This window comes from Shewanella litoralis (genome assembly GCF_009828585.1).
Taxonomy (GTDB): Bacteria; Pseudomonadota; Gammaproteobacteria; order Enterobacterales; family Shewanellaceae; genus Shewanella; species Shewanella litoralis.
In genome coordinates, this window is record NZ_WSRZ01000018.1 from 15,761 (window position 1) to 39,950 (window position 24,190).

Consider the following 24,190-nt stretch of genomic DNA (forward strand, 5'->3'; position numbering starts at 1 on the left):
CAGGAACGATATAACATGGCGTTAGTTGCATGCCCTAAATGTCAAAAACGTATTTCCAGCCAAGCCAAACAATGTCCGCATTGTAAAACCGACTTGTCTGGTAACACGCAATCTTTGTCTGTTATTAGTCATATAGAGCGTTCAAACAGTTTAATGAACCAAAGCTTTATCTATTTGACCTTATTTATTGCAGGTGTAGTGGTGTGGTTTTGGGGCGGCGAGCCTGCTCAAGGTGTCACCTTGTACTTAGCTGTGGCCAGCTTTGTGGCAGGTTTTACAGGTTACTTGATCACTCGGATCAGAATTGTGTTACATAAACGGAAATCAGTATGAACGATATCAATAAAGTCATCGATGAAATGCCAGATGAAGTGTATCAGCGTTTATTGTCTGCCACTGAATTAGGTAAATGGGATGACGGTACTGTGCTAACCGAGCAACAGCGTGAATCAACATTACAAGTGGTGATGATGTATCAAGCGCGAAAGCTTAATCAAACAGAGCATTTTACCATTGCCGCAGGTGGTAACATTAATGAACTGTCAAAATCTGAGTTGAAAAAGCAGTTTAAAGGCGAAGCCATCGCTGAGTTTAAAGAAGCAGACCTGTAATTTATCCATTGCTAGTAACCGATAAATTCTGCGTAGAATACGACTCTTCACTTTTTTTTGAGTGAAATTAATTGATAAAAAATGCGAACCAATAGGTTCGCATTTTTATTTTTCATAGACTATAAAATCAATGATTTATAGGTTACCCTTCAGAAAGTTCACCAATCAAGTTTTGTTGCATACGCTGTTTTATTTGATTTGACGTTAAACCTATTGATAGTAAATAATGCAGTTTAGCCAGTGCAGCTTCGATGGTCATGTCTGATCCGCTAATCACCCCAGCTTGCGCCAGTGCATTACCCGTAGCATAACCGCCCATATTGACCTTTCCCTGAAAGCACTGCGTTAGGTTCACTAACACAATACCGCGTTCATCTGCCTGTTTAAGCGTGTCTAACAGTTGCTTATCTTGCGGTGCATTACCAACACCAAATGTGAGCAAGATTAACGCTTTAACCGGTTGCTGCAAAATGTTGATAAAAATGTCGGTTGAAATTCCGGGGTATAAGGTCACAACACCGACAGGTTGCGGGCTAATGGTGACCACTTCAAGCGGTTGATCAGTTGGTGCGCTGATTTTACCGGCTTTAATGTTTATCTTAATACCTGCCTCTAACAATATAGGAAAGTTAGGCGAAGCAAAGGCATCAAAACCATCAGCATGCGCCTTAGTTGAGCGGTTACCTCGGAACAGTTTATTATTAAAAAACAAGCAGACTTCTGCCACAGGGTAGTTTGCGGCAATGTATAACGAGTTCAGTAGGTTAGTTTGACCGTCTGAGCGCAATTGCGCTAAAGGGATTTGTGAGCCGGTGACGATGACGGGCTTTGATAATCCCTGCAACATAAACGACAGGGCTGATGCGGTATAAGCCATGGTGTCGGTGCCATGCAAAATCACAAAGCCATCGTATTTGTCGTAGTTGGCCTGAATATCATTGGCAATCATTTGCCAATCAGGCGGTGCCATGTTCGATGAGTCAATGAGCGGACTGTATTCATGGATTACAAAATTAGGCATTTCATCATGATAAAACTCAGGCATAGATTGAACACAATCTGTTAAAAAACCAGCAACCGGTACAAAACCGTTGGCAGTTTTTTGCATGCCGATAGTACCGCCAGTATATGCAACGTAAATCGAGCGTTTTGTCATGAAGTTTGGACTCAAATAAAGTAACTATTGAAGATATAGCAAATTATACGAGTTTATTTAACGATCCCCAATAAAAAAGCCTGCAAAGCAGGCTTTATTTGAATAATCTTCATCTTATGCGGCTTAGTGACGCTGCAAAAGAGGGATAACGGTGATTAATAACTACATTGTTCACAATAGAGGTAAGCATTATTGGGGTCATCAAATTTTGAAAACTCCTCATAAACACCAGCCCATTGCTTAATCATTTTTTCAACCACGGTCGTTTTACCAAAGCTGTCTGGCATATACGAAGCCGACGCGCCAAGAATTTGCTGCATTAATTGTTGCTCAGCAGTTAGTTCTTGTTCGATAAGCTTCACATCAAACTTGTCCATTTTGGCTAATTCTGCAGCTTTTGCTAATGCCACATCCATATCACCAAGCTCATCAACTAACCCTAAGGTCAGCGCTCGTTTTCCTGTCCAGACTCGGCCTTGAGCAATACTATCAACCTGCTCTAAGGTCATATGGCGCTCTTGTGCCACTAACGAGATAAACTCATGATAACCACGTTCAATATGACGCTGGATCACTGCAGCAACTTGTGGGCTCAGCTCGCGCGCCGGAGATAAACCGGCCCAGTCTGATGTTGCAACACCGTCTGATGTAACACCAATATGAGTCAGTGCTTTTTCAAAGGTGGCAAACATGCCAAAAATACCAATTGAGCCGGTTAGGGTGGTCGGCGTTGCCACAATATAGTCTGCACTGGCTGAAATCCAATAACCGCCAGATGCGGCCAAGCTGCCCATGCTCACTACAACAGGTTTGCCAGCCGCTTTGAGTGCCAAAACTTCTTGGCGAATCTGTTCTGACGCAAATGCACTACCACCAGGGCTGTCTACACGTAATACAACCGCTTTCACTTTGTCATTAAAACGCGCTTTTGTTAGCAGCTCAGAGGTACTGTCGCCGCCAATTTGACCCGCCGGTTGTTTGCCGTTAAGGATATTTCCTTTAGCGACAATCACCGCGACTGAGTCATTTTCAATAAACTGTGGGATCGGAGCGGTTACACTGCGATAGTCATTGAAACTGATCTGACGATAATTTTTACCTTCTTTATCAGCACCTACACGCTGCATCATGGCTAAACGAAACGCATCAGCAGAGACTAATTCGTCAACCCACTTCATGTTAATCGCCATTTGTGCGCTGTCGCCATCAGCTTGCTCTAATTGCTCAAGGTAAGCATCAGTGCTGAGCACTAATTGATCAGGCGCAATTTGACGGTTACTCGCAACAATCGTGGAGTAGCTTTGCCACATGTCACCGAGTAATACTTTACTGGCTTCTTTGTCTGCTTCAGACATGTCATCGCGAATAAATGGCTCAACGGCAGATTTAAACGTACCGACACGGAAAACATGGGTGGTGATGTTCAGTTTTTCGAGTGCCGCTTTGTAATACAAGCGGTAGCGACTTAAGCCATCAAGTGACACCATACCTTTGGTATTTAGATAAATCTTGTCAGCAAAGCTGGCTAAAAAGTACTGTTCTTGATCATAACCATTGGCCATAGCTATAACTGACTTGTTGGCCGCTTTAAACTCAGTTAACGCCTCACCAATGGCGGTCATTTTACTGATCCCAGCGCTTTGTAGGTTGGCTAAATCCAATACAATACTGGTTATGCGCTTATCTTCTGTCGCGTTATTAATGGTATAAAGCACGTCTGCCAATAATATTTCACCGCTAGGGTCGTTATCCTGCCCCTGGGTTAATGCCGCTTCAAATGGGTCAACATAGTGCTTTTGATCCACAATGCTGCCCGACAAATTGAGGACTAAAGCCGTTTGGTCTTCTACAACAATTTCATCTTCACTGCTGATCACAGCTACAAATATGATGGCTAATACACCAAAAAATATAAAGTTAATTATAAGCTTGCGAATGGTATTTACCGTATTCCACAACAGTAAAAACATTCTTTTTAAAAACGAGGGTTTAGCGGACATCAGCCACTCCTTTATCAGTCTAATGCAGTCATCCTAACTGAAAATCAACTTAAATGTGAAACTCAATTGTAAAGGTTTTTAACAAACGACTGTTTAAATGATTGAGCAATTCAAATTGTCGTTGTATGCTGGTTTAAATCACTTGTTTAAAAAGGATGTTTGAATGTCGTTTCCACACTTACTAGAACCTTTAGATCTAGGCTTTACACAGCTGAAAAATCGCGTGTTAATGGGCTCAATGCACACAGGCTTAGAAGAAGAAAAAGGCGGATTTGAGAAACTGGCAGCGTTTTATAAAGAACGTGCTGAAGGCGGTGTTGGCTTAATCGTGACGGGTGGTATCGCCCCTAACTTACGTGGGCGTTTAGCGCCTAATGCTTGTCAGTTAAGTTTTTCTTGGCAAGTGAGCAAACATAAAATTGTTACCGATGCCGTACATGATGGCGGCGGAAAAATTTGTATGCAAATTTTGCATGCCGGCCGTTATAGTTACCATCCTTTTAGTTTAGCCCCGAGCAAAATTAAATCTCCAATCACCCCGTTTACGCCATCGGCCATGTCAGGCCGCCAGGTGCGCAGCACTATTAAAGATTATGCTACCAGTGCCGCATTAGCCAAAAAAGCTGGCTATGATGGGGTTGAAGTCATGGGTTCTGAAGGTTATTTGATTAACCAATTTATCAGCTCTCGCACCAACAAACGCAGTGACGAGTGGGGCGGCAGTTTTGATAACCGCGCACTATTTCCAGTAAAAATTGTTGAAGCCATTCGTGAAAAAGTCGGTAAAGATTTTATTATTGTGTTCCGTTTGTCGATGCTCGATTTAGTCGATAACGGTTCAACATGGGATGAAGTCGTGCAATTAGCCAAATGGCTAGAGCAAGCCGGAGTCAGCATTATTAATACCGGGATTGGCTGGCATGAAGCGCGCGTACCAACCATTGCAACTAGTGTCCCTCGTGGTGCATTTGCCTGGGTGACCGAAAGACTTAAAAAAGAAGTCAAGGTGCCACTAATTGCTACCAACCGAATTAATACCCCTGAAATTGGTGAATCGATTATTGCATCAGGTCAAGCTGACATGGTGTCAATGGCGCGTCCTTTTCTGGCTGATGCTGAATTTGTCAATAAAGCCGCAGCGAATACGCCTGAACTCATTAACACCTGTATTGGTTGTAACCAGGCCTGTTTAGATCACACGTTTTCGATGAAACGTGCTACCTGTTTAGTCAATCCGCGTGCCTGTTACGAAACCGAAATCAACTTTACGCCAACTACTAATAAGAAACGCATCGCGGTGATGGGCGCAGGCCCTGCTGGGATGGCGTTTTCAGTGTATGCAGCTACTCGCGGCCATGATGTGGTATTGTTTGAAGCCAAATCTGAAGTCGGTGGTCAGTTTAACTTGGCGCGTAAAATCCCAGGTAAAGAAGAGTTTAACGAAACGATTCGTTACTTTATTAATCAGATCAAATTACACAAGATTGATTTACGTTTAAACACCAAATTAGATGCTTCTGTGTTAGCCACAGAAAAGTTTGATGAAGTGGTTATTTCATCGGGTGTGGTGCCACGTGCACTCAAATTACCAGGCTTTGATAATCCTAAAGTGGTTGATTATCAACAAGTGCTCAATGGTCAGGTTGAAATTGGTCAAACTGTTGCATTGATAGGTGCTGGCGGAATTGGTTTTGATATGGCGCACTTTTTATGTGAACGCGAATCGACCAGCTTACAAACCGATAAATGGTTACAGCAGTGGGGAATTGATAAAACCTATCAACACGCTGGCGGCTTAACGGAAGAAGCTGAACATCACCCTGGTCGCGACGTGTATTTACTGCAACGTAAAACCAGCAAAATGGGCAAAGGCCTGGGTAAAACCACAGGTTGGATCCATCGCAGTGTGCTTAAGCAGCATGACGTTAAGATGAAAACCGGTGTGAGCTACGAGAAGTTTGATGAGCAAGGGTTGCACATCAAAGTGGGAGAGCACTCTGAAATTCTTGCAGTGGATAACGTCGTATTGTGTGCTGGGCAAGAGTCTAACACCACATTAGTGGATGAAATGAAAGCCACTGGTTTACCTGTGCATCTTATTGGCGGTGTGGATGTGGCAGCAGAGCTTGATGCTAAACGTGCTATCCGTCAGGGTGCCGAGTTGGCCATGGTGATTTAAGCTCAGTTAACGCTTTTAGGCATTAACCAACAAAAAACCTAGCAAACATTGCTAGGTTTTTTTATTGGCTTTAAACAACCTTAGTACAGGTTATTTTTCACTGTTAAGTGCAGCATCAATGTCTGCAGCGCTGTGACGTTCAGCTAAGCTCACATCACCCCATGATGTATTGACAATTTTGCCACGTTGCACACTAGGGCGCTGTAATACAAGATTTGCCCAACGTAATACATTTTTATAACTGGCAACATCTAAAAACTCTGCCGCGCTATATAAGTTGCCTAATACCAGATTGCCATACCAGGGCCAAATGGCCATGTCGGCAACGGTAAAGTCTTCACCGGCGATAAAGGTGTTATTTGCCAGTTGCTTGTCTAATACATCTAACTGACGCTTAGCTTCCATGGCAAATCGGTTGATTGGGTATTCTTGTTTTTCATCGGCATAAGCATAGAAATGGCCAAAACCACCGCCAAGAAACGGCGCTGAACCTTGCGCCCAGAATAACCAGTTAAACGTTTGCGTTCTTGCAGGGCCAGATTTAGGCAAAAAGTGACCGAATTTTTCAGCTAGATGCACCAAAATTGAGGCTGACTCAAACACATTGATGTCTTCAGCACCTGATTTATCCACCAATGCTGGGATTTTAGAGTTGGGGTTAACCGCAACAAAGCCAGATGAAAACTGATCCAGCTCGCTGATATTAATTAAATACGCATCATATTCAGCTTCTTTTACGCCAAGCGCCAATAGCTCTTCCAGCATAATCGTCACTTTCTGACCGTTAGGCGTGCCAAGTGAATACAACTGTAATGAATGTTCACCAACAGGTAGTGTTTTTTCAAATCGAGCGCCAGCAACAGGGCGGTTAATATTGGCCCACTTATTGGCACTGCTCGGTTCGTTAACCCATACTTTAGGTGGAACATATTGATTACTCATAAAATCTCCTTAAATTCGAAAATGTAATGTCGCCATTTATTCAATGTGGCGTGATATGAACTGTAAATAATCTTTTTATCAATCTGTTGCAATAATCGTTTGCAAACGGTCTGTTGTCGCTAAATTCTATTTCACTAAATATACTTAATTAATCGTGCATCACTAACGAGTATCATCAGGTTAAGCGGTCACTATAAAAAACAAGTCTTAACAGCAGCAATAAAAAAGTCAGCAAATATGCTTAACCCTTGAGCACTTCGGCTAATTCAATCAAATCACTCACGATCAAATCAGGTTGAATTTCCCATGGGTCAAATAATTTATTGGGGCTTCGTTTTACCCATACAGCTTGTAAACCAGCCGATTTAGCGCCAATCACATCCCAAGGATTACTCGATACCATCATGCATGAGTTCATATCAGCTTGCATGCGCCTCATTAAGTATTGGTAAACATCCGGATTGGGTTTGTAAGTCTGTAAATCGTCAACACTGATCACATGGTGTAAGTGTGGCAAAATTTGCGAATTCGCCATTAACGTTCGCACAGACAATTCAGGTCCGTTAGAAAATGCCGCTATTTGATGTCCTTGCTCTTTGAGTTTTTTAAGTCCAGGGATCACATCATCAAACGCGCTTAACTCGGCAAACTTTGCTATTAACTGTTGTTGCTCGGTAGACGTCAATGATAGCTGATAAACATGTAAACAATATTGTAGCGCCTGTTGAGTGCAAACAGTAAAGTCAGCATATTGCTGCATCAGCGCACGCCTAAAGGCATATTCAACTTTCTTGTCATGCCATAACTGGCCAAACTCAGAGGCTTTATCGCCAATCAGGTTCTCAAGGTGTTGCCCCATTTCAACAGGGTCGACAAGGGTGCCGTACACATCAAAACCAATAGAATAGTTCATCTTATATCCTGTATTTATTAGGTTAACGCTCACTTTTTAGATGATGTGAAGACTATAAACTAACTGTAACGAGTGTTCAATAACTATATTGAGCGTTCATTCAATAATTATATTCAATCACATTAAAATGATAATTTGTATTGCAACTTTATCAGATACCAACAGCGCGGTATCATATTGTTATAGAGATAAATGTGATTGAGATAAATGAGGTTGATAAAATGGAATGTCCAAGCTGTAACAGTCAATTTGCCAGAAGAGCATTAAAAGTGGTGCGTAAAGGCGATAACGGTGTCGAAGCACAATGCCCAAAATGTAACACTTGGCTGATGTTTGAACCTAAAATGATGCGCATTAAAAACATCGGCATGTTGTTGCTATTGGTGTTTAGCGTTACCAATTTTTTTCTTGAAAACAGTGATTATCGCCTAATCTGTTCATTTGCCGCTTTTGCTGGTGCGTGTATAGCGTTATTTGGCGCGTTTAAAGGCAAAATGATTGCTGTTAAATCAAATGATAATAAGGAACCCGCATGAAAACAGTCGTTATCACCGGTGCAAACCGCGGCATAGGCTTATCGCTTACGACATTATATGCGCAGCAAAATCAGCTTGTTTATGCACTTTGTCGCCAATCGTCAGTGGAACTTGCTGCCCTAGGTGACAATGTCAAAGTCATTGAAGGTGTTGATGTTACGCAAGATGCTGGCATTGAAACCATGCAAAACCATTTACGTGGCGTAAATATTGACCTATTAATTTGTAATGCTGGCATTTTACGCGACGAAAGACTTGATCATCTTAATCTCGATACCATAAGACAACAATTTGAAGTCAACGCGCTGGCACCGCTTCGGGTTGTTGCATCTTTACAGTCTCAGTTAGTCAATGGTGCAAAAGTGGCGATGATCACTTCTCGGATGGGATCGATTACCGATAACACGTCGGGTGGTCGCTATGGCTATAGAATGTCAAAGGCGGCGTTAAATGCTGCGTCAATGTCGCTTAGCCATGATTTAGCACCAAGACAGATAGCGGTAGGCATTTATCACCCTGGTTATGTACAAACCGAGATGGTCAATTATGGTGGGGATATTTCAGCTACTGATTCAGCGTCAAGAATAATCGGTTTAATTGATACGCTATCGATGGAGACATCGGGTGTGTTTAAGCATTCAAATGGTCAAGATTTGCCTTGGTAACATTGGTAACATTGATAACATAGATATAAACCAGACATAAAAAACGCGAGCCAATGCTCGCGTTTGTGTATCTGAATGCTTAACATTCAGCAGGGCAGTTTACTGCGCCGCTTCTGCCTGGATTTGACCCACTAATAATACTGGCGCAGCATCAATTTCATCGGCGTCCATCATTGACGCAATTCGCTCAACCGCAGACAATAACTGGCTTTGTTCCCATTCTTCTAAGTTTTGGTAATGCTTAATAAAATGTTCTTGCAGTGGTTTTGGTGCGCTACTGAGTATTTCATTACCCGCATCGCTCAACGATAAATGCACTTTACGCTTGTCGGTTTCGCTACGCGTACGGATCACCAGATTTCGGCTTTCTAGCCTATCGATAATGGTGGTGACTGTCGCTGCGCTTAAATTAATTTCTTGGGCAATTTGTTTTGCTAATGGTGCGTCAAGCTCATGGATTTTCTTCATCACCATAAGTTGCGGCCCTGTTAAACCAGACAATTTATTTAATTGACGTGAGTGGATATCGATAGCTCTGATCACCCGGCGCAAAGAGATTAATAATTGTTCGTATTTTTCCATCATGTCCTCTAGACCACAGAGTTAGCAATTTTGCCCGCACCTTAACAGATATAAGTGCATTACTCATGCGTAAAATCAAAAAAAGCAGAATAACCGCATGCAGTTATTCTGCTTATGTCGCTTAGATCAAATTACAGGTTAAATGTGCGCGAGACTGAAAGTACAGCGCGAGTATCACTTAAATCTGTATCCCAATCAGTATCTTCAACAGCAACGTTAAAATCAAAACCTTCCCAGCTTGTCATGTACTCAGCTCGGTAATGGTTATAAGACTTGTCTTCGCCCCATGAAAATTTATCTTTATCAAGTGATGTTGAACGGTCAAAACTGACACGAATATCGTGACCTTCTGTAATCGTAAATGTATGAGCAACCATTGCAATGTAATGGCCAGCATCTAAACCAAAGTAATCCCATGAGTACCAGAAGTTTAATTCACTTTGACCTAACGATGAGGTGTAGCCAAATTTAGTGTAGATTTCTGGGTAGTAATAATCATCTGATGCATCATCACCATGGTAAGTATAGTAAGCAATACCCGCATCTAACGACACGCGGTCAGTCAGCTCAAAGTATTTACCGGCATAGAAATCTAGCTCTAGCCAGGTATCTTCGCCGCTACCGAAATCAACATTCGATGCCCAAGCACCAACATACCAACCATCATCCATTGCATAATCAAGGCTAGCTTGTAGTGCAGGGTCATTGTCTGTTTGGCTTACACCATTAAAGGTGTAATCCGATGTTGCGTTAATCGTGGTGCTTAAATCTCCCGCCATTGCAGTAGCAGGTAGGGCAAATAAGCTTAATAGCGCCAGTGTTTTAATTTTAGTGTTCATTATCATTCCTTGGGTATTATTATTAATTAATCCAGTAACTCAATTTTTGTAAAATCAATTTTGTTCGCTTTTGGCGAGCGTTCAATGTCAGCCACTTTTGAAAAGTGATCTTTTAAAATAAAGAAGAAACAGCCTAAAATTAGCGTGATAGCTAATGCTCCAACCCATTGGATTTCTAGGAAGTCTAACTTAAATAATAAGGTTAATCCGCTCAGTAACACAACATTACCTATGATATACGGCACTTTACCAAAACGCTCTACCGTTAGGTTTAAATTGTCTGTGTACAAACGCACTAGCGAGTCTAACGAGTTAATCACAAAGGTGATGCCCACGATGACCATCGCAAGGTTATAAAACCCTGAGGTGTCGATACCATTGGCGCTGTAGTAATAAAGTACAGTAAACCAGATTGCAATCGGGATAGACGGAAATACCATCATCGCCAGTAATACTTGATAGGTTTTCATGCCGCCCACAAATCGTGCGGTAAATTGACCAATCATGATGCTCCAGGCAAACCACCAGAATAAGTAGAACTCGTGGTAATCATTCATGGGTAATACAAACTCATGCATATTTGAAAAGTAGCCACCGATCAACGCAAACGTAGTAAAGAATTCACCCACACTTGAATCGTCAGACAAAAAAGCCCCAGACCACATTAATGCAATTAAACCAAAGAATAACCAGGTACTACCTAAACTTAAGTAACGCACATATTTAATGCTGGTACTTGAATACACGGCAGCGGCAATTACCATAAAGACAATAAGATAGAATGTACTCACTACCGATTCACCGTCACCTAAGTTAGGCAAATACCATGGTAAGTTACTTAGCAGCAAATATGCAGTGAATGCACAGGTACCGATAATAACCAGGTTATTAATAAATTTGATTAGCGGAATTTCAAAAAATTTCACTCTGGGCTCAATAACACAGAAATAGAAACAGGTTAAAAAGTAAAATGCCCAAATTAAACAAGCCCAAAAACCAAACTCAATGGCGAGGGGGTTGGTAAATCCATACTCAGGGCTGGCAGCTAAATCGGCATATCCTGCAAATTCTGTTAGTGGGAACATAATCAAGCCCACATCTAAACCAGAGGTAAATAGAATCGCAATAAAGGTAAATTTGCGTACAGGCGTTACACCAATACATTGCATATTACCCCAACGATAAATCACAAATGCGATAGCGGCGAACGTAAATAAAATACCTATTGATAACCAGGTCGTCATTACTTAACTCCTGATTTAATTGTGTGTGCAAACATGATGTTGGCTCCTTGTTGTATGTTTTATTTAACGCCATAGAACAATGTTTAAAGGCGGTTATGCCCTCAAGCCTTAAGTATCGCTGTCGATAGTTAAACCCTGATAGATTGAACATAGCTAAATTGGTCATTGACAAAATTGCAGGTTGACCACAGACATTTACCTCAAACTGATGAGTTAACTCAGTACTCTTTTCGGGGCTTTTACCCGCTGCTGAGATTGCCACTCATTGGCAATCGTCACCTTGGCAAAACTCGGCGCTAGCGTTTGTTTACCCAAAATAATGTCTGCTGCACGCTCGGCCACCATAATCGTCGGCGAGTTTAAATTACCGTTTGGTATCGTCGGGAAAATCGACGAATCAACCACTCTTAAGCCTTTAATGCCGTGCACTTTAGTGTCTGAATCGACCACCGCCATGGCATCTTCACCCATTTTGCATGAACAAGAAGGGTGGTAGGCACTTTCAACTGAACTGCGCACAAACGAATCGATTTGTTCGTTGGTTTGTATGGCTAAGCCCGGTTGAATTTCTTCACCACGGTATTTATCTAATGCAGGTTGATTAATAATTTCACGCGTTAACCTTACGCAAGCTCTAAAGCCTTCGATGTCATCTTGATGCGATAAATAATTAAACTGAATTTGTGGCGCAACCTTGGCATCTTTAGAGACCACAGTCACCGCACCGCGACTTTTTGGCTTGTTATGGCCAATGTGAACCTGGAAACCATGGCCTGCAAACGCTTCTTTACCGTCATAACGCATTGCTGCAGGTAAGAAGTGGTATTGCAAATCGGGCCACTCTAAACCAGGTTTTGAGCGAATAAAGCCACAAGACTCAAAATGGTTTGTCGCACCTAAGCCTGATTTATCTAAAATCCAACGGGTACCAATGAATAGCTTATTCAGTGGGTCTAACTTGCCGTTGAGTGAAATGGGCTGTAAGCACTTAAATTGAAAGTAAAACTCTAAATGATCTTGCAGGTTTTGACCCACACCCGGTAAGTGGTGAATGGTTTCAATCCCAGCCTCAGTTAAGGTTTGCTTATCGCCAATACCTGACAATTGTAAAATGTGTGGCGAACCGATAGAGCCTGCAGACAACACCACTTCTTTATTGCAGTGCACATCAATCATTTGGCCTTTACGCTCGTAACGCACACCAACGGCTGTTTTGTCTTGCATTATCACGTTGTGAACGAGTGCATGGGTCACCACGGTTAGGTTGTCACGCTTCATTGCTGGACGCAGATAAGCGTTAGCAGTAGACCAACGAACGCCATTTTTAACGGTCATGTGCATTGGGCCAAAGCCTTCTTGTTGCGTGGCGTTATAGTCAGCCGTTGCTAAATATCCCGCATCAACCCCAGCACCCACAAAAGCTTGATACAACGGGTTTTTCATTTCGTTACCGTTGTTCACCGCTAAAGGACCCGTGTCGCCGCGGTAAACATTGCCGCCAAACGACCATGTTTCGGCTTTTTTGAAATACGGTAAGCAATGGGCGTAGTTCCAATCTTTTGCACCATGTTGCTGCCACTCGTCAAAATCACGTGCGTGACCACGTACATACACCATGCCGTTAATTGACGATGAGCCGCCCAAGACTTTACCGCGAGGACAATGCATACGGCGATTATCTAGATGTGGCTCGGCTTGTGTTTCAAACTGCCAGGCATACTTTTTAGTATTCATCGGGATTGAAAGGGCGGTTGGCATTTGGATAAAAATACTCTTATCGCTACCACCGGTTTCTAAAATTAATACTTTATTGTCTGGATTTTCCGTTAAGCGGTTGGCTAATACACAACCTGCGCTACCGGCACCAACAATAATATAATCGTATTCATGAGACATTTGCGTAGACATTAATTGGGTCACTCCTAAAATGGGCTTTCAAGTGACTGCATACCAACGTAAACCGCTTTAATTTGGGTATACGCTTTTAAGGTTTCAGAGCCATTCTCACGACCAATACCAGACATCTTGTAACCACCCACAGGCATTTCTGCTGGCGATGCACCATAGGCGTTTATCCAGCAAATACCGGCTTGCATTTGGTGGATCACACGGTGAGCGCGAGTAATGTCCTGGGTAAATACGCCAGCGGCTAAACCTAGGTGGGTGTTATTGGCTCGCTGTATCACTTCATTTTCATCATCAAAGGTAAAGACTGACATTACTGGGCCAAAAATCTCTTCTTTAGCAATGGTCATGTCATCAGTGCAATCAGTAAAGACAGTAGGAGCAACAAAGAACCCATGAGGTGCATTATCAGGGCTTAATGCCACACCACCGGTTAATAAGGTGGCACCTTCTTTTTTACCAATAGCGATATACTCAAGCACTTTTTGTTGATGTGCTCGTGAGATTAATGCGCCAAAATTGGTTTCTGCATCCATCGGATCGCCACAAACAATATTATTTTCAGTGCGTTGCTTTAAGCGCTCAATAAATTGTGGGTACATGTTTTTTTGCACAAATACGCGTGTGCCATTAGTACACACTTCACCTTGGGTATAAAAGTTCGCCAGCATGGCTGCTGATACCGCATTTTCAACATCGGCATCATCAAAGATGATTAACGGTGATTTACCGCCAAGCTCCATGGTCACTTCTTTTAAGGTACTTGATGCTGCAGCCATCACTTTGGTGCCCGTGCCGACTTCACCAGTAAATGACACTTTGGCAATATCGTCATGGGTAGTTAACCAGGCACCTACACGGCCATCACCTTGAACAACGTTAAACACGCCATCGGGTACGCCAGCTTGGGTGAATATTTCTGCTAAACGCATTGCACCGCGAGGGGTTTCTTCAGAAGGCTTAAAAATCATCACATTGCCACAGGCTAGCGCAGGGGCCGCTTTCCAACATGCAATTTGCAATGGGTAGTTCCAGGCGCCAATTCCGGCACAAATACCTAATGGCTCACGACGAGTGTAGTAAAAGTCTTCGCCAACCGGTTGTTGATTACCTTCAATGCTAGGCGCTAAACCTGCAAAAAACTCGATTGAATCTGCACCAGTAACGACATCAACTACAGAGGCTTCTTGCCAGGGTTTACCTGTGTCGAGTACTTCGCCCGCGGCAAGCTCGTCGTTGTGTTCACGTAGTAGGGCAACTGCTTTTAATAAAATACGGCTACGTTCCATCGGTGTCATCTTTGACCACACGGCAAAGCCTGCTTTGGCACTGTCAATGGCGGCGTGTTGTACTGCTTCTGTTGCTACTTCAACTAAATAACTTACGCTGCCTGTCGCAGGATTAACGACTTCGAAGGTTTCTCCGCTGCCATTAGATATGTACTTACCGTGAACGTAATTTTGGTATGTGATTAACGCTGACATTCAATTTCTCCGTGTTGCACGATCACAGCCTCTATAAAGGCTTTAGATAAAATTTGGGCTTGCTTAAAATCTTCTGCAGGGCTGTGGCTTAATGCACTGCGTAACCAAAACCCATCGATAATTGCCGCGGTTTGTTTAGCAGCATTAATCGCATCTGTTTTGGGTAATAATTGTTTAAATGAATAAAGTAGGTTGCTGTATAGACGCTGATTATTGATGTATTGCAGTCTAGCCAGTCCTGGGTCGTGCATGGCTTGAGACCAAAAACTTAACCATGTTTTTGTTGCCGCGCTAGAACGTTGAAGTTCAGTAAAGTTAGCTTCAACAATCATCGATAATCTTGCCATTGGAGTTAATGTTTTGCCTGACGTTCTGGTCAGTAAGGCTTGCTTCAATTCTTCTAATAAGAATTTTTGCGTGGCTTCAATTAACCCTTGCTTGCCACCAAAGTAGTGGCTGATGATCCCTGATGACATACCCGCTAAACCACTGATCGTATTAATGGTGGTGTGCTGTAATCCATGACGTTCGACTGACATTAACGTGGCATCTATGAGCTGTTGTTGTCTGACGTTTTTCATTGCTGGTCTTGACATTAGTGACATCCTTTTTTTGGCTGAAACGTTATTAATTGAACGTTCAATTAATAACAATACTAATGATTAGGCATCTAACTATCAAGTGATTGTTTGATTTAGATCACTATAATCTAGTCATTTTATTGCTAGATGATTTAGGGTGGCTGTCTTAAGTTGTTGAAATTTAGTTCTTATTTGTTTTTACGGTTGTTGTTGACATTGTTGATGGTTTTTATTAATTGTTGCAACTGTAATGATTTTTTTGTTCAAATAATCGACCAGAGTCACGTTTTTGGCATGTTTAGTCGATGAGGCACACGGTATAGCACGCTTGTTTATCAGCGGCTTTCATATAACTGGCTTGCCCTGCAAGCCAACCATTGGCTCAATCGCTAACGCTATAACGTCAAGCCTTACTAAATCAAAATCGTGCCTCAAATAATATTGTATGAAGACACTGTGATATGAGAATCATAATAATAAAAAAGTATTTGGCATATGCTATTAATGGGTATATAAATGGCATATGCCACTTATTTGTGCATTTAATCTTAAAAGGATGGGTAACTAGGGCCAGTTGCTCTTTGTAGGTTGAATTTTGTTCGAGTTAAAAACGTTTTAATCGAGGCGAATGGATTGATGCCTAGTCATCTAAGCAAAATTCATTCAACAAAGAGTAAAACGTTTTTAGCCGAACCCTTCGGGCAGCGTTTGTTGGCCATTTTTACTGCGTTATCGACTTTTTATGTAGAATAACTACACCTCTAAGTCTTTGCCGCGCAGTTGTAAATGTGAGTAATGGCCAACAATTCGCTGCAAAAACAACCTTGAAAGGTCAACAGGCCCTAGCACCAAAAAATATTAATTATCGCAGTGAATTAACTGCAAGAGAGGACATAATGATTACAGTCATATCTATTAAAGATGAGCATATTGCTAACCATTTTAGCAAAGCAGAGAGTTTCATTATGGTTAATGAACAAGCCAGTATTGTTGCGCGATTTGATAATCCGGCATTGAGTGAGGGTTGTGAAGGTAAACGTAAGTTAGTTGAGCTTATCAAAGCCCATGGCGCGACCCGAGTGATTGTGAGAAATATTGGCCAGCAATTATTGTCTAAATTACTTAACCAGCAACTTGATGTTTTTCATGCTAAAAGCGGTCGTACAGCGATTACTTATTTTGCCAACGAACACTTAGCTGAATGTGAGCCATATCTTGATGCATTACAGGGCAGACCTTCTACTAAACATATTGCTAAACAAGGTAAAGGCGGATGTTGCGATCATAATCATGGTGAAAGTGGTTGTCATGGTGGACATTGTGACTCTCATGAACATGACGTAAGTGATATAGACTTAAGCCAACCCATGCATATCAAGCGCTGTTGCCAGAAAAAGCATTCGATATTACGTACGAATTAGACTACAAAAATGAGCATCGCCATTGAGAGCTTAAGCTGAGCATCAGACTTAAGGCTCCAGACTTAAGGATCGATGGTGATGTCTGATCTGATTATGACAGATGAGCGCCAAGTTAATCGTCCTAGTTTTATATGTTACTTAAAGGCGATACTTAAATGATAGTTAAATACAATAGATAAGCGCTTACATAGCAGCAGAAGTAATAAGCAGGCTTACAGCTTTAACCCATAACGTTGTAATTTGCGATATAAAGTTCGTACACTGACATTAAGTGTGATGGCTAATTCTGCTGGCGAACCTTGATATTGTTGGCAAATATGCGATAAATATTCTGCTTCAAGATCATCTAAACTCATTATTTTAGTCTCGTTGAGATTAACTGCACTGGTATTGTCTTCAGGTATAATTTGATTCGCTGTTTTGCTCTCGATGGCATGGACGCTTTCAGGTAAATCATTACTATGAATCAAATCTTCATTAGCAATTAGGGCAGACTGTTCAATAATATTTTTTAATTCTCGAATATTACCCGGGAACGAGTAACTGCTGAGGAGCTGTAACGCATTGGCAGAAAACTTTTTATGTTTATAGTCTGACAACTTCATAAAATGATTTATTAAGGTTGGAATGTCATCTTGTCGCTCACGCAATGAGGGTAGGTATATTGGGAAACCTGCTATGCGATAATACAAATCTCGTCTAAATTCACCTTTATCCACCAATTCAAGTAAATTTTTATGACTGGCACTGACTAATCTAAAATCAGATCGTTTTTGCTTTAAGCCGCCCACAGCACGATAACATTGTGTTTCAAGTAATCTGAGTAACTTAACTTGCATGTTCATTGGCACATCACCAATCTCATCAAAAAATACGGTTCCACCGTGGGCTATTTCAATCAATCCTTTTTTGCTGGTGGTCGCGCCGGTAAAAGCCCCTTTCTCAAAACCAAAGAGTTCGCTTTCAAATAAACTTTCGCTCAGGCCGGTACATTCAATGACCACAAACGGTTTGTCGCTTCTATTACTGGCCTGATGTACGGCTTTTGCGACTAATTCTTTACCCGCACCGGTTTCACCTTGGAGTAATACTGCGATGTTTGATTGCGATGCCCTGTTGATTTTATTGAGCATTTGTTTAAACGGAGCGGATTGACCCACCATGGTGTCTTTTTTAGATTCTGTAGATGCATAGTCAATGGAATCTAAAATTTCAAGAAAGCCCATAATGATGCCAGCATCATCTTTAATGGGCTTCATTAAAATGTCGCAATAGGATTTACCTTGAGCGGTACTGTGTATGTGTACGGCGTTCGCTGAGCGCGTTGTCTTTTGGCACTGTTGTAACGGGCATTCTTCGCCATGTGGGTCACAAGGTTCATCGCTGTGATGAGAGACTTGATGACATCGACTTTTACCCAGCGTTACTTCAGTATCATAGGTTTCAATATACGCTTGGTTTACTGCATGGATAATATAATCGGGGCTGATGAATATGGCAGGCTTGTCTATCGCGTTGATCATCGATTGTACAACAGTGGTATTTTTCATGGTGCTGACTCTTGTGAACATGCACGACATTAACTGTCATTGGTGTCAACCAAATGAGTCGTGAATCATAATCAATGACTTCAATTAAGCCTATAGCATTATAAAATAAGCTGTTTATTTTATTTTGTGACTTGGCACAAAGTTTGTATTGAGATCCTTTAATATCTCAAGACTGCATCAGGTCTCAAGTTGAAAAGGAACAAAAATAATGAACCCCACAAAGACTCAACATTTTTTATTTGTAAGTACCCTAGCCATAAGCAGTATTACACTTTTATCTGGTGCCAGTTCCATGGCCATTGCACAGCCATTGGCCGAACAACAGCTTGAGCAAGAAGCCAATCAAAAAATTGCCCAATTTAGTCAGGCATTAAAAGGGCAGTTACAAGCAGCTATTAAACAAGGTGGACTCCCTGCAGGGGTGTCAGTGTGCAAGTCTGTTGCTCCGAGCATTGCCGCTGAAAATTCTCAAGACGGCTGGACACTCAAACGCACCAGCTTGCGTGTACGTAATAGTGATAACACACCAGATAGCTGGGAGTTAGCGCAGCTAAACCAATTTGAACAAACAAAGGCAGCAGGCAAGCAAGCCGCTGATGCTCCCATTGTTGCCAGTGAATACATTGTTAATGGTGACACAACTGAGTTTCGTTATATGAAAGCCATTCCAACACAAGAACTGTGTTTAGGTTGCCATGGCAGTAACATTACTCCAGAGTTAAGCACGTTGATTAAACAAGCTTATCCAGAAGATAAAGCCATAAACTTTGAATTAGGCGACTTACGCGGTGCATTTTCATTACAAAAGGTCATCAGCAGTACAGAACAATTGAAAACCATAAGTGGCAAACCTTAAGGTGAGCGTATGGTGGGTTATGTTAATGGCGTATTAATGGGTAATCTCTATTAGCTAACGCAACCCCGCGATATCACATCTAGCCTATTCTGCGGCCGAAGGGCCTTTGTTGCGACCCTCGCCGCAGTTTACTATTTTGTTTTCTGTTAACATTATGCTGTAGTTAATAACCGCCTTGATATGTCGCTAAATAAAGGCTGAATTAGGGTTTTATCTAACAAAAATGCAATGCTTTTTGTTGGGAGTTAATTGTTCATGAGTAAAATCCGCATCGATCCCTTCTATCACCCAAGCAGTCACTCTGTGAGTTATGTGGTGACCGATCTTGCTACGCGTCAAAGTGCCATTATTGACCCTGTGTTAGATTTTGATATTGCCTCGGGTAAAATAACGACTGTGTTAGCAGACAGTATGATCGACTATCTAGACAGTAATGGCTACGAGCTTGAATGGATTTTAGAAACCCACGCTCATTGCGATCATATTTCTGCTGCATGTTATATCAAACAGAAACGTGGTGGCACTACTGGGATAGGCGAGCACATCACTAAAGTGCAACATATGTTTAAGCGCATTCTTAACCTGGATGACAACTTTCATTGCAATGGTGAGCAGTTTGACCAGTTGTTTGTAGATGAAGAGCTGATTAAGTTAGGTCACCTAGATGTACACATCATGCATACTCCAGGGCATACACCCGCATGCGTGAGTTACCTTATCGAAGATGCCGTATTTGTTGGTGATGTTATTGCTGCACCCGACATTGGTACAGTGAGTGCTGATTTCCCCAACAGCAGTGCAGTGACCTTATATCACTCGATTCAAAAAATATTAGCGTTACCTAACAGCACCCGAGTATTTGTTGGCCATCATCCACAAGCAGCGTGGACACAAAGCAACATAGTTGAAACCTCAATCCTGGCTCAAAAGCGCACGAATCGGGTCGTAGGCGGTAAAATAAGTTTGGATGAGTTTATTCAATTGCACCAACAGCAACATCAAGGGACATCCATGCCATCATTGTTATTACCTGCAATACAACTCAACATTAGGGCTGGACACTTACCGCCCCCAGAAGGTGAAGATAATTACTTTCTAAAAATTCCAGTCAATCAATGGTAAAAAAAAGAGCCTATTAAGGCTCATTTTTATCAATTGATTTCTATATTTTATGCGGTATCACGGGAAAGCCATCTTGTTGCCATTGCATCATGCCACCAGCAACCGATAACGGTTTGGTAAAGCCCATGTTTTGTAATGAGGCCGCGGCTAATGCAGAACGTCCGCCCGTACGGCAAATAAGATAAATCTCTTTGTCTGCCAATTCATTTAACGCTAATACCCATTCACAATGATGGCTAACTGATGGATGCTCGTGAATTTTCATTTCTAATACACCGCGAGGTAAATTAACAGCTCCTTCAATATGGCCCGTTAAAAACTCTTCATGTTCGCGTACATCAATGATAATCACTTCAGGATTTAACATTGCTGTGAGTAATTGCTGTGTGTTGACTTCAGCAATCTTGGTTTTGATTTCACTAATATATTCTTGTGCAGTTTTCATGTGTGCCTCGTGATACTAAATAATTGATTGAGTTGTAATAAATAATGCCATTACCACTAAAAACACCGCGAATACTTTTTGTAATGTGGCTTTAGGGAGGTATTGAGTGAGCTTTTGTCCGGCTAAACTTCCGACAAATCCGCCAGCAATCATGATGGCAATAACAGGCCAGTCGAATTGCAGCCCTTGATCAGTTAACAAGCTGTAATATTTAATGAACCCCATTGAAGAGTTCATGGTGATAATCATCAAGCTGGTACCCACTGCTAACGACATTTCAATGCCGCCGCGTAATACCAGGGCTGGAATAATTAAAAATCCACCACCGACCCCCACAAAACCTGTGACGATACCGACTAATAATCCTTGCACTAACACGTTAGCTAGCTTGAGTTTGCCTTGGGTGAATTGCGCACTTTGTTTGCGCCACATCATCACCGCACCGACCAGCATTAATCCCACAAACACACTCAGTTGGATCTGGCTAGTAAAAAACGTACTGATCCATGCGCCTAAATACGTACCCGCCATACCCGGAAAACCAAACAAAAATACATGCGGCCAGGAGACCATCTTTTGTTTAATCAATCCGATACTGCTGACCGCGCTAATGGCTGCCACAATACAAAGAGACGATGCTATTGCGAGCTCTGGTTGCATTCCAACAAGATATAACAACACAGGGACCGTGAGTATTGAACCTCCTGAACCCAGCATGCTCAGCACTAAGCCAATGACTAACGCACCTAAAACGGCTTGTATCATATTGATAACCTATGTTTTAAAGTAAGTTAATTGGCACTTTTAAATACACAGTGCCATTGTCTTCAGGTGCTGGCATTTGTCCTGCACGAATATTGACCTGAATAGACGGTAATATCAGTCTTGGCATGGGTAAGGTGGCATCACGTGCTTGACGAAGCTCAACAAAATCAGCTTTGTTAATGCCATTTTTCACATGAATATTGTGTGCTTTTTGTTGGCCCACTTGGGTTTTAAACTGGTGACTGCGACCCTCAGTTGGGTAATCGTGACACACATAAATATCGGTTGACTCAGGTAAGCTAAACAACGATTGAATTGAGTCATATAAGGTATTGGCGTCTCCACCGGGGAAATCACAACGCGCCGTGCCTACATCGGGCATAAAGATGGTATCGCCGACAAATGCAGCTTGTTCGTTAATGATGTAAGCCAAATCTGCAGGCGTATGGCCAGGTGTGTGCATAATACGAATAGCCATATTACCCACTTGCAACAATTCATTGTGTTTAAATAACCGGTCAAACTGGCTGCCATTGGGTAAAAAGTCACGTTCTAAATTAAAGACTTGCTTAAAGGTTTGTTGAACTTGAGTGATGTGATCACCAATACCTATTTGACCACCAATTTGATCGCGGATATAACTGGCAGCAGACAAGTGATCAGCATGTGCGTGAGTCTCAAGTATCCATTTAACGCTCAACTCTTGGCGTTCAACCCAGTGTAGAACACGTTGAGCACTGTGGGTGTCTGTTCGCCCTGACTTATAATCAAAGTCTAAAACTGGATCAATAATCACGGCAAAGCGTGTGGCATTATCTGCAATAACATAGGTGAATGTTTCACTGTCATCATCTAAAAACTCATGGATGCTAAATGTTGAATTCATTACAAATCTCCTATAAAAAAGATGCACAGGGGCGGGGGATACCCCCTGTGCAGTAACGGATTAAAGAGATTTCTTGCTGAAGTACCAATCTACATAATCATATCCTTGGCCTAAACGCGCTTTAGCGTCGGCAGTCGTTGCTGGTGGTGGAACAATAACATCATCACCAGGCTGCCAGTTTTCAGGCGTGGCTACACCATTTGCATCACTGGTTTGTAGTGCTTTAACGAGGCGAACAAACTCATCAACAGAACGGCCGTTGCTCATTGGGTAGTACACCATCGCACGTAGTACACCTTCTGGGTCGATAATAAAGGTTGCTCTTACTGCTGCTGTATCGCTAGCACCGGGTTGGATCATGCCGTATGCTTTGGCGACTTCCATTGATAAGTCAGAAATGATTGGGAAGGTAATTTCAACACCAAAGTTTTCTTCAATGTTGCGTACCCAGGCAATGTGAGAATGGATACTGTCAATGGATAAACCGAGTAGTTCAGTATTCAATTGCGCAAATTCTTCAGCACGTTGTGCAAATCCCATAAACTCAGTAGTACATACTGGGGTAAAGTCAGCAGGGTGTGAAAATAAAACTAACCATTTACCTTTATAATCATTCAACGAGCGCATACCGTGCGTTGTTTTAGTATTGAACGCAGGAGCAGGGCGGTTAAGTTGTGGAAACGATACGATTGATTCAGTCATGTTATTACTCCAAATGATTTTAAATTAAGGATATTTAAATCTGAAAACTAGATTACAAACATACTTTGTAATAGCAATGGGCGGGCCAACTTTGTTTTGATGGTATTAAATTGACTGAGTAAAGCTGTAAGCTTCTGTTTAATTGGATTAATTTATATTTTGATTTTATTACTCTCATTGTCGGTTTTGTTAATTAACAGAGGCGAGTACAGGTAAAGTGACATTTATGACATTAAGTTCTTTTTGTGACTGCCATTTATGACGCTAAATGAGTTATGAATATGACTAATACCGCTTTTGCTCAGCCGTAAACGCAAAATAATGGATATTGATTGATAGCTCTAAGTCAGAATGTTGAGAGCGACGAGTTGATTACTCTTTTTACTCTTTATTTGGTTACTCAATGAGCAACCTTATTTAGCGATAGTAATCAGCAGTAAAATGCAGTTAACTCATCACTGCTATTGAAACCATAAAGGAGCAACAATGGATGCAACAATGATGATGTGGAGTGTATTGTTTGGTGCTATTGGAATGGGCTATTTTGTCTATGGAAAGCGCCAGCGAGCAATCGTACCTTTGTGTGTCGGCATGACGTTATGCGTGTATCCGTATTTTGTTGCCAGTGTGTCCAGCTTACTGATCATAGGTGTAGTGTTAGTCGCGATACCGTACTTTATCCGGCTGTAGCTGTGAGTATCTTAAAGGTTGCAAAATGTGACTACCGCAATAAAGTATATTCCTATAGCATCTTACATTGAGCAAAAAGGTACTGATTAATATGGATGTAGCATCGGACGAGTCCA

24 protein-coding genes are annotated in these 24,190 nt (G+C 41.9%); 9 read left to right on the plus strand and 15 right to left on the minus strand.

Annotated features, from left to right (window positions below; translation table 11 throughout):
- Window positions 1–15 precede the first annotated feature (15 nt).
- Window positions 16–333, plus strand: coding sequence for a zinc ribbon domain-containing protein (locus tag GQA99_RS14355; protein WP_160054759.1), 318 nt, complete (start codon window positions 16–18; stop codon window positions 331–333).
- Complete coding sequence (locus GQA99_RS14360; protein WP_160054761.1) at window positions 330–611, plus strand: YeaC family protein; 282 nt, start codon at window positions 330–332, stop codon at window positions 609–611. The genes GQA99_RS14355 and GQA99_RS14360 overlap by 4 nt, the downstream gene beginning before the upstream one ends.
- Window positions 612–753: 142 nt before the next feature.
- Here GQA99_RS14360 and ansA read toward each other — a convergent pair whose 3' ends face one another.
- On the minus strand, window positions 754–1,767 hold the full coding sequence (ansA, locus tag GQA99_RS14365; RefSeq protein ID WP_160054763.1) for an asparaginase: 1,014 nt from the start codon (window positions 1,765–1,767) through the stop codon (window positions 754–756).
- A 155-nt stretch (window positions 1,768–1,922) separates the two neighbouring features.
- Window positions 1,923–3,767 (minus strand): signal peptide peptidase SppA, encoded by a 1,845-nt coding sequence (gene sppA, locus GQA99_RS14370; RefSeq protein ID WP_160054765.1) that lies wholly within the window; start codon window positions 3,765–3,767, stop codon window positions 1,923–1,925.
- Between the two features lie 163 nt (window positions 3,768–3,930).
- Between sppA and GQA99_RS14375 the strand changes: the two genes are divergently transcribed.
- Entirely contained in the window at window positions 3,931–5,946 is a 2,016-nt protein-coding gene (locus GQA99_RS14375) for an oxidoreductase (RefSeq protein ID WP_160054767.1), read from the plus strand.
- Between the two features lie 90 nt (window positions 5,947–6,036).
- On the opposite strand, the gene yghU is transcribed toward GQA99_RS14375, so the two are convergent.
- Entirely contained in the window at window positions 6,037–6,888 is an 852-nt protein-coding gene (gene yghU, locus GQA99_RS14380) for a glutathione-dependent disulfide-bond oxidoreductase (protein ID WP_160054769.1), read from the minus strand.
- 241 nt (window positions 6,889–7,129) lie between these two features.
- Window positions 7,130–7,801, minus strand: coding sequence for a haloacid dehalogenase type II (locus GQA99_RS14385; RefSeq protein ID WP_160054771.1), 672 nt, complete (start codon window positions 7,799–7,801; stop codon window positions 7,130–7,132).
- A 194-nt stretch (window positions 7,802–7,995) separates the two neighbouring features.
- On the opposite strand from GQA99_RS14385, the gene GQA99_RS14390 reads away from it, so the two are divergent.
- Together GQA99_RS14390 and GQA99_RS14395 are read left to right on the plus strand one after the other, a co-directional pair.
- Window positions 7,996–8,337: a zinc ribbon domain-containing protein gene (locus tag GQA99_RS14390; RefSeq protein WP_160054773.1), complete on the plus strand. Its 342-nt coding sequence runs from the start codon at window positions 7,996–7,998 to the stop codon at window positions 8,335–8,337.
- Window positions 8,334–9,002: an SDR family oxidoreductase gene (locus GQA99_RS14395; protein WP_160054775.1), complete on the plus strand. Its 669-nt coding sequence runs from the start codon at window positions 8,334–8,336 to the stop codon at window positions 9,000–9,002. Before GQA99_RS14390 ends, GQA99_RS14395 begins: the two co-directional genes overlap by 4 nt.
- 99 nt (window positions 9,003–9,101) lie before the next feature.
- On the opposite strand, the gene GQA99_RS14400 is transcribed toward GQA99_RS14395, so the two are convergent.
- The 6 genes from GQA99_RS14400 to betI all read right to left on the minus strand — a co-directional run bounded on the left by GQA99_RS14400 (window position 9,102) and on the right by betI (window position 15,652).
- Complete coding sequence (locus tag GQA99_RS14400) at window positions 9,102–9,584, minus strand: MarR family winged helix-turn-helix transcriptional regulator (protein WP_160054916.1); 483 nt, start codon at window positions 9,582–9,584, stop codon at window positions 9,102–9,104.
- A gap of 131 nt (window positions 9,585–9,715) precedes the next feature.
- Window positions 9,716–10,423: a TorF family putative porin gene (locus tag GQA99_RS14405; protein ID WP_160054777.1), complete on the minus strand. Its 708-nt coding sequence runs from the start codon at window positions 10,421–10,423 to the stop codon at window positions 9,716–9,718.
- Window positions 10,424–10,449: 26 nt separating this feature from the next.
- On the minus strand, window positions 10,450–11,667 hold the full coding sequence (locus GQA99_RS14410; RefSeq protein ID WP_160054779.1) for a BCCT family transporter: 1,218 nt from the start codon (window positions 11,665–11,667) through the stop codon (window positions 10,450–10,452).
- Window positions 11,668–11,880: 213 nt separating this feature from the next.
- Complete coding sequence (betA, locus tag GQA99_RS14415) at window positions 11,881–13,563, minus strand: choline dehydrogenase (RefSeq protein WP_160054918.1); 1,683 nt, start codon at window positions 13,561–13,563, stop codon at window positions 11,881–11,883.
- Between the two features lie 26 nt (window positions 13,564–13,589).
- The gene (betB, locus tag GQA99_RS14420; RefSeq protein WP_160054781.1) at window positions 13,590–15,056 is read right to left on the minus strand and encodes a betaine-aldehyde dehydrogenase; all 1,467 of its coding nucleotides are present in this window, start codon (window positions 15,054–15,056) and stop codon (window positions 13,590–13,592) included.
- Window positions 15,044–15,652, minus strand: coding sequence for a transcriptional regulator BetI (gene betI, locus GQA99_RS14425; RefSeq protein WP_160054783.1), 609 nt, complete (start codon window positions 15,650–15,652; stop codon window positions 15,044–15,046). The genes betB and betI overlap by 13 nt, the downstream gene beginning before the upstream one ends.
- An 881-nt stretch (window positions 15,653–16,533) precedes the next feature.
- On the opposite strand from betI, the gene GQA99_RS14430 reads away from it, so the two are divergent.
- Window positions 16,534–17,058, plus strand: a complete 525-nt coding sequence (locus GQA99_RS14430; protein ID WP_160054785.1) for a NifB/NifX family molybdenum-iron cluster-binding protein — start codon at window positions 16,534–16,536, stop codon at window positions 17,056–17,058.
- Between the two features lie 212 nt (window positions 17,059–17,270).
- On the opposite strand, the gene GQA99_RS14435 is transcribed toward GQA99_RS14430, so the two are convergent.
- Window positions 17,271–18,608, minus strand: coding sequence for a sigma-54 interaction domain-containing protein (locus GQA99_RS14435; protein ID WP_229785909.1), 1,338 nt, complete (start codon window positions 18,606–18,608; stop codon window positions 17,271–17,273).
- 208 nt (window positions 18,609–18,816) lie between these two features.
- Between GQA99_RS14435 and GQA99_RS14440 the strand changes: the two genes are divergently transcribed.
- Window positions 18,817–19,464 carry a Tll0287-like domain-containing protein gene (locus tag GQA99_RS14440; RefSeq protein WP_229785910.1) on the plus strand — a complete coding sequence of 216 codons (648 nt, stop codon included), beginning with the start codon at window positions 18,817–18,819 and terminating at the stop codon, window positions 19,462–19,464.
- Between the two features lie 255 nt (window positions 19,465–19,719).
- Window positions 19,720–20,586, plus strand: coding sequence for an MBL fold metallo-hydrolase (locus tag GQA99_RS14445; RefSeq protein WP_160054787.1), 867 nt, complete (start codon window positions 19,720–19,722; stop codon window positions 20,584–20,586).
- 40 nt (window positions 20,587–20,626) lie between these two features.
- On the opposite strand, the gene GQA99_RS14450 is transcribed toward GQA99_RS14445, so the two are convergent.
- Genes GQA99_RS14450 through GQA99_RS14465 form a run of 4 tightly spaced genes read right to left on the minus strand, consistent with a single transcriptional unit; the run spans window position 20,627 to window position 23,384 of the window.
- Window positions 20,627–21,031 (minus strand): rhodanese-like domain-containing protein, encoded by a 405-nt coding sequence (locus GQA99_RS14450; protein WP_160054789.1) that lies wholly within the window; start codon window positions 21,029–21,031, stop codon window positions 20,627–20,629.
- A 15-nt stretch (window positions 21,032–21,046) separates the two neighbouring features.
- A complete protein-coding gene (locus tag GQA99_RS14455) occupies window positions 21,047–21,796 on the minus strand; it encodes a sulfite exporter TauE/SafE family protein (RefSeq protein WP_189386230.1) in 750 nt (249 codons plus the stop codon).
- A gap of 16 nt (window positions 21,797–21,812) precedes the next feature.
- Window positions 21,813–22,682 (minus strand): MBL fold metallo-hydrolase, encoded by an 870-nt coding sequence (locus GQA99_RS14460; RefSeq protein WP_160054791.1) that lies wholly within the window; start codon window positions 22,680–22,682, stop codon window positions 21,813–21,815.
- 60 nt (window positions 22,683–22,742) lie between these two features.
- Complete coding sequence (locus GQA99_RS14465) at window positions 22,743–23,384, minus strand: peroxiredoxin (protein WP_160054793.1); 642 nt, start codon at window positions 23,382–23,384, stop codon at window positions 22,743–22,745.
- A gap of 486 nt (window positions 23,385–23,870) precedes the next feature.
- Here GQA99_RS14465 and GQA99_RS14470 point away from each other — a divergent pair, with 486 nt between their 5' ends.
- Window positions 23,871–24,074, plus strand: a complete 204-nt coding sequence (locus GQA99_RS14470) for a hypothetical protein (protein ID WP_160054795.1) — start codon at window positions 23,871–23,873, stop codon at window positions 24,072–24,074.
- Window positions 24,075–24,190 lie beyond the last annotated feature (116 nt).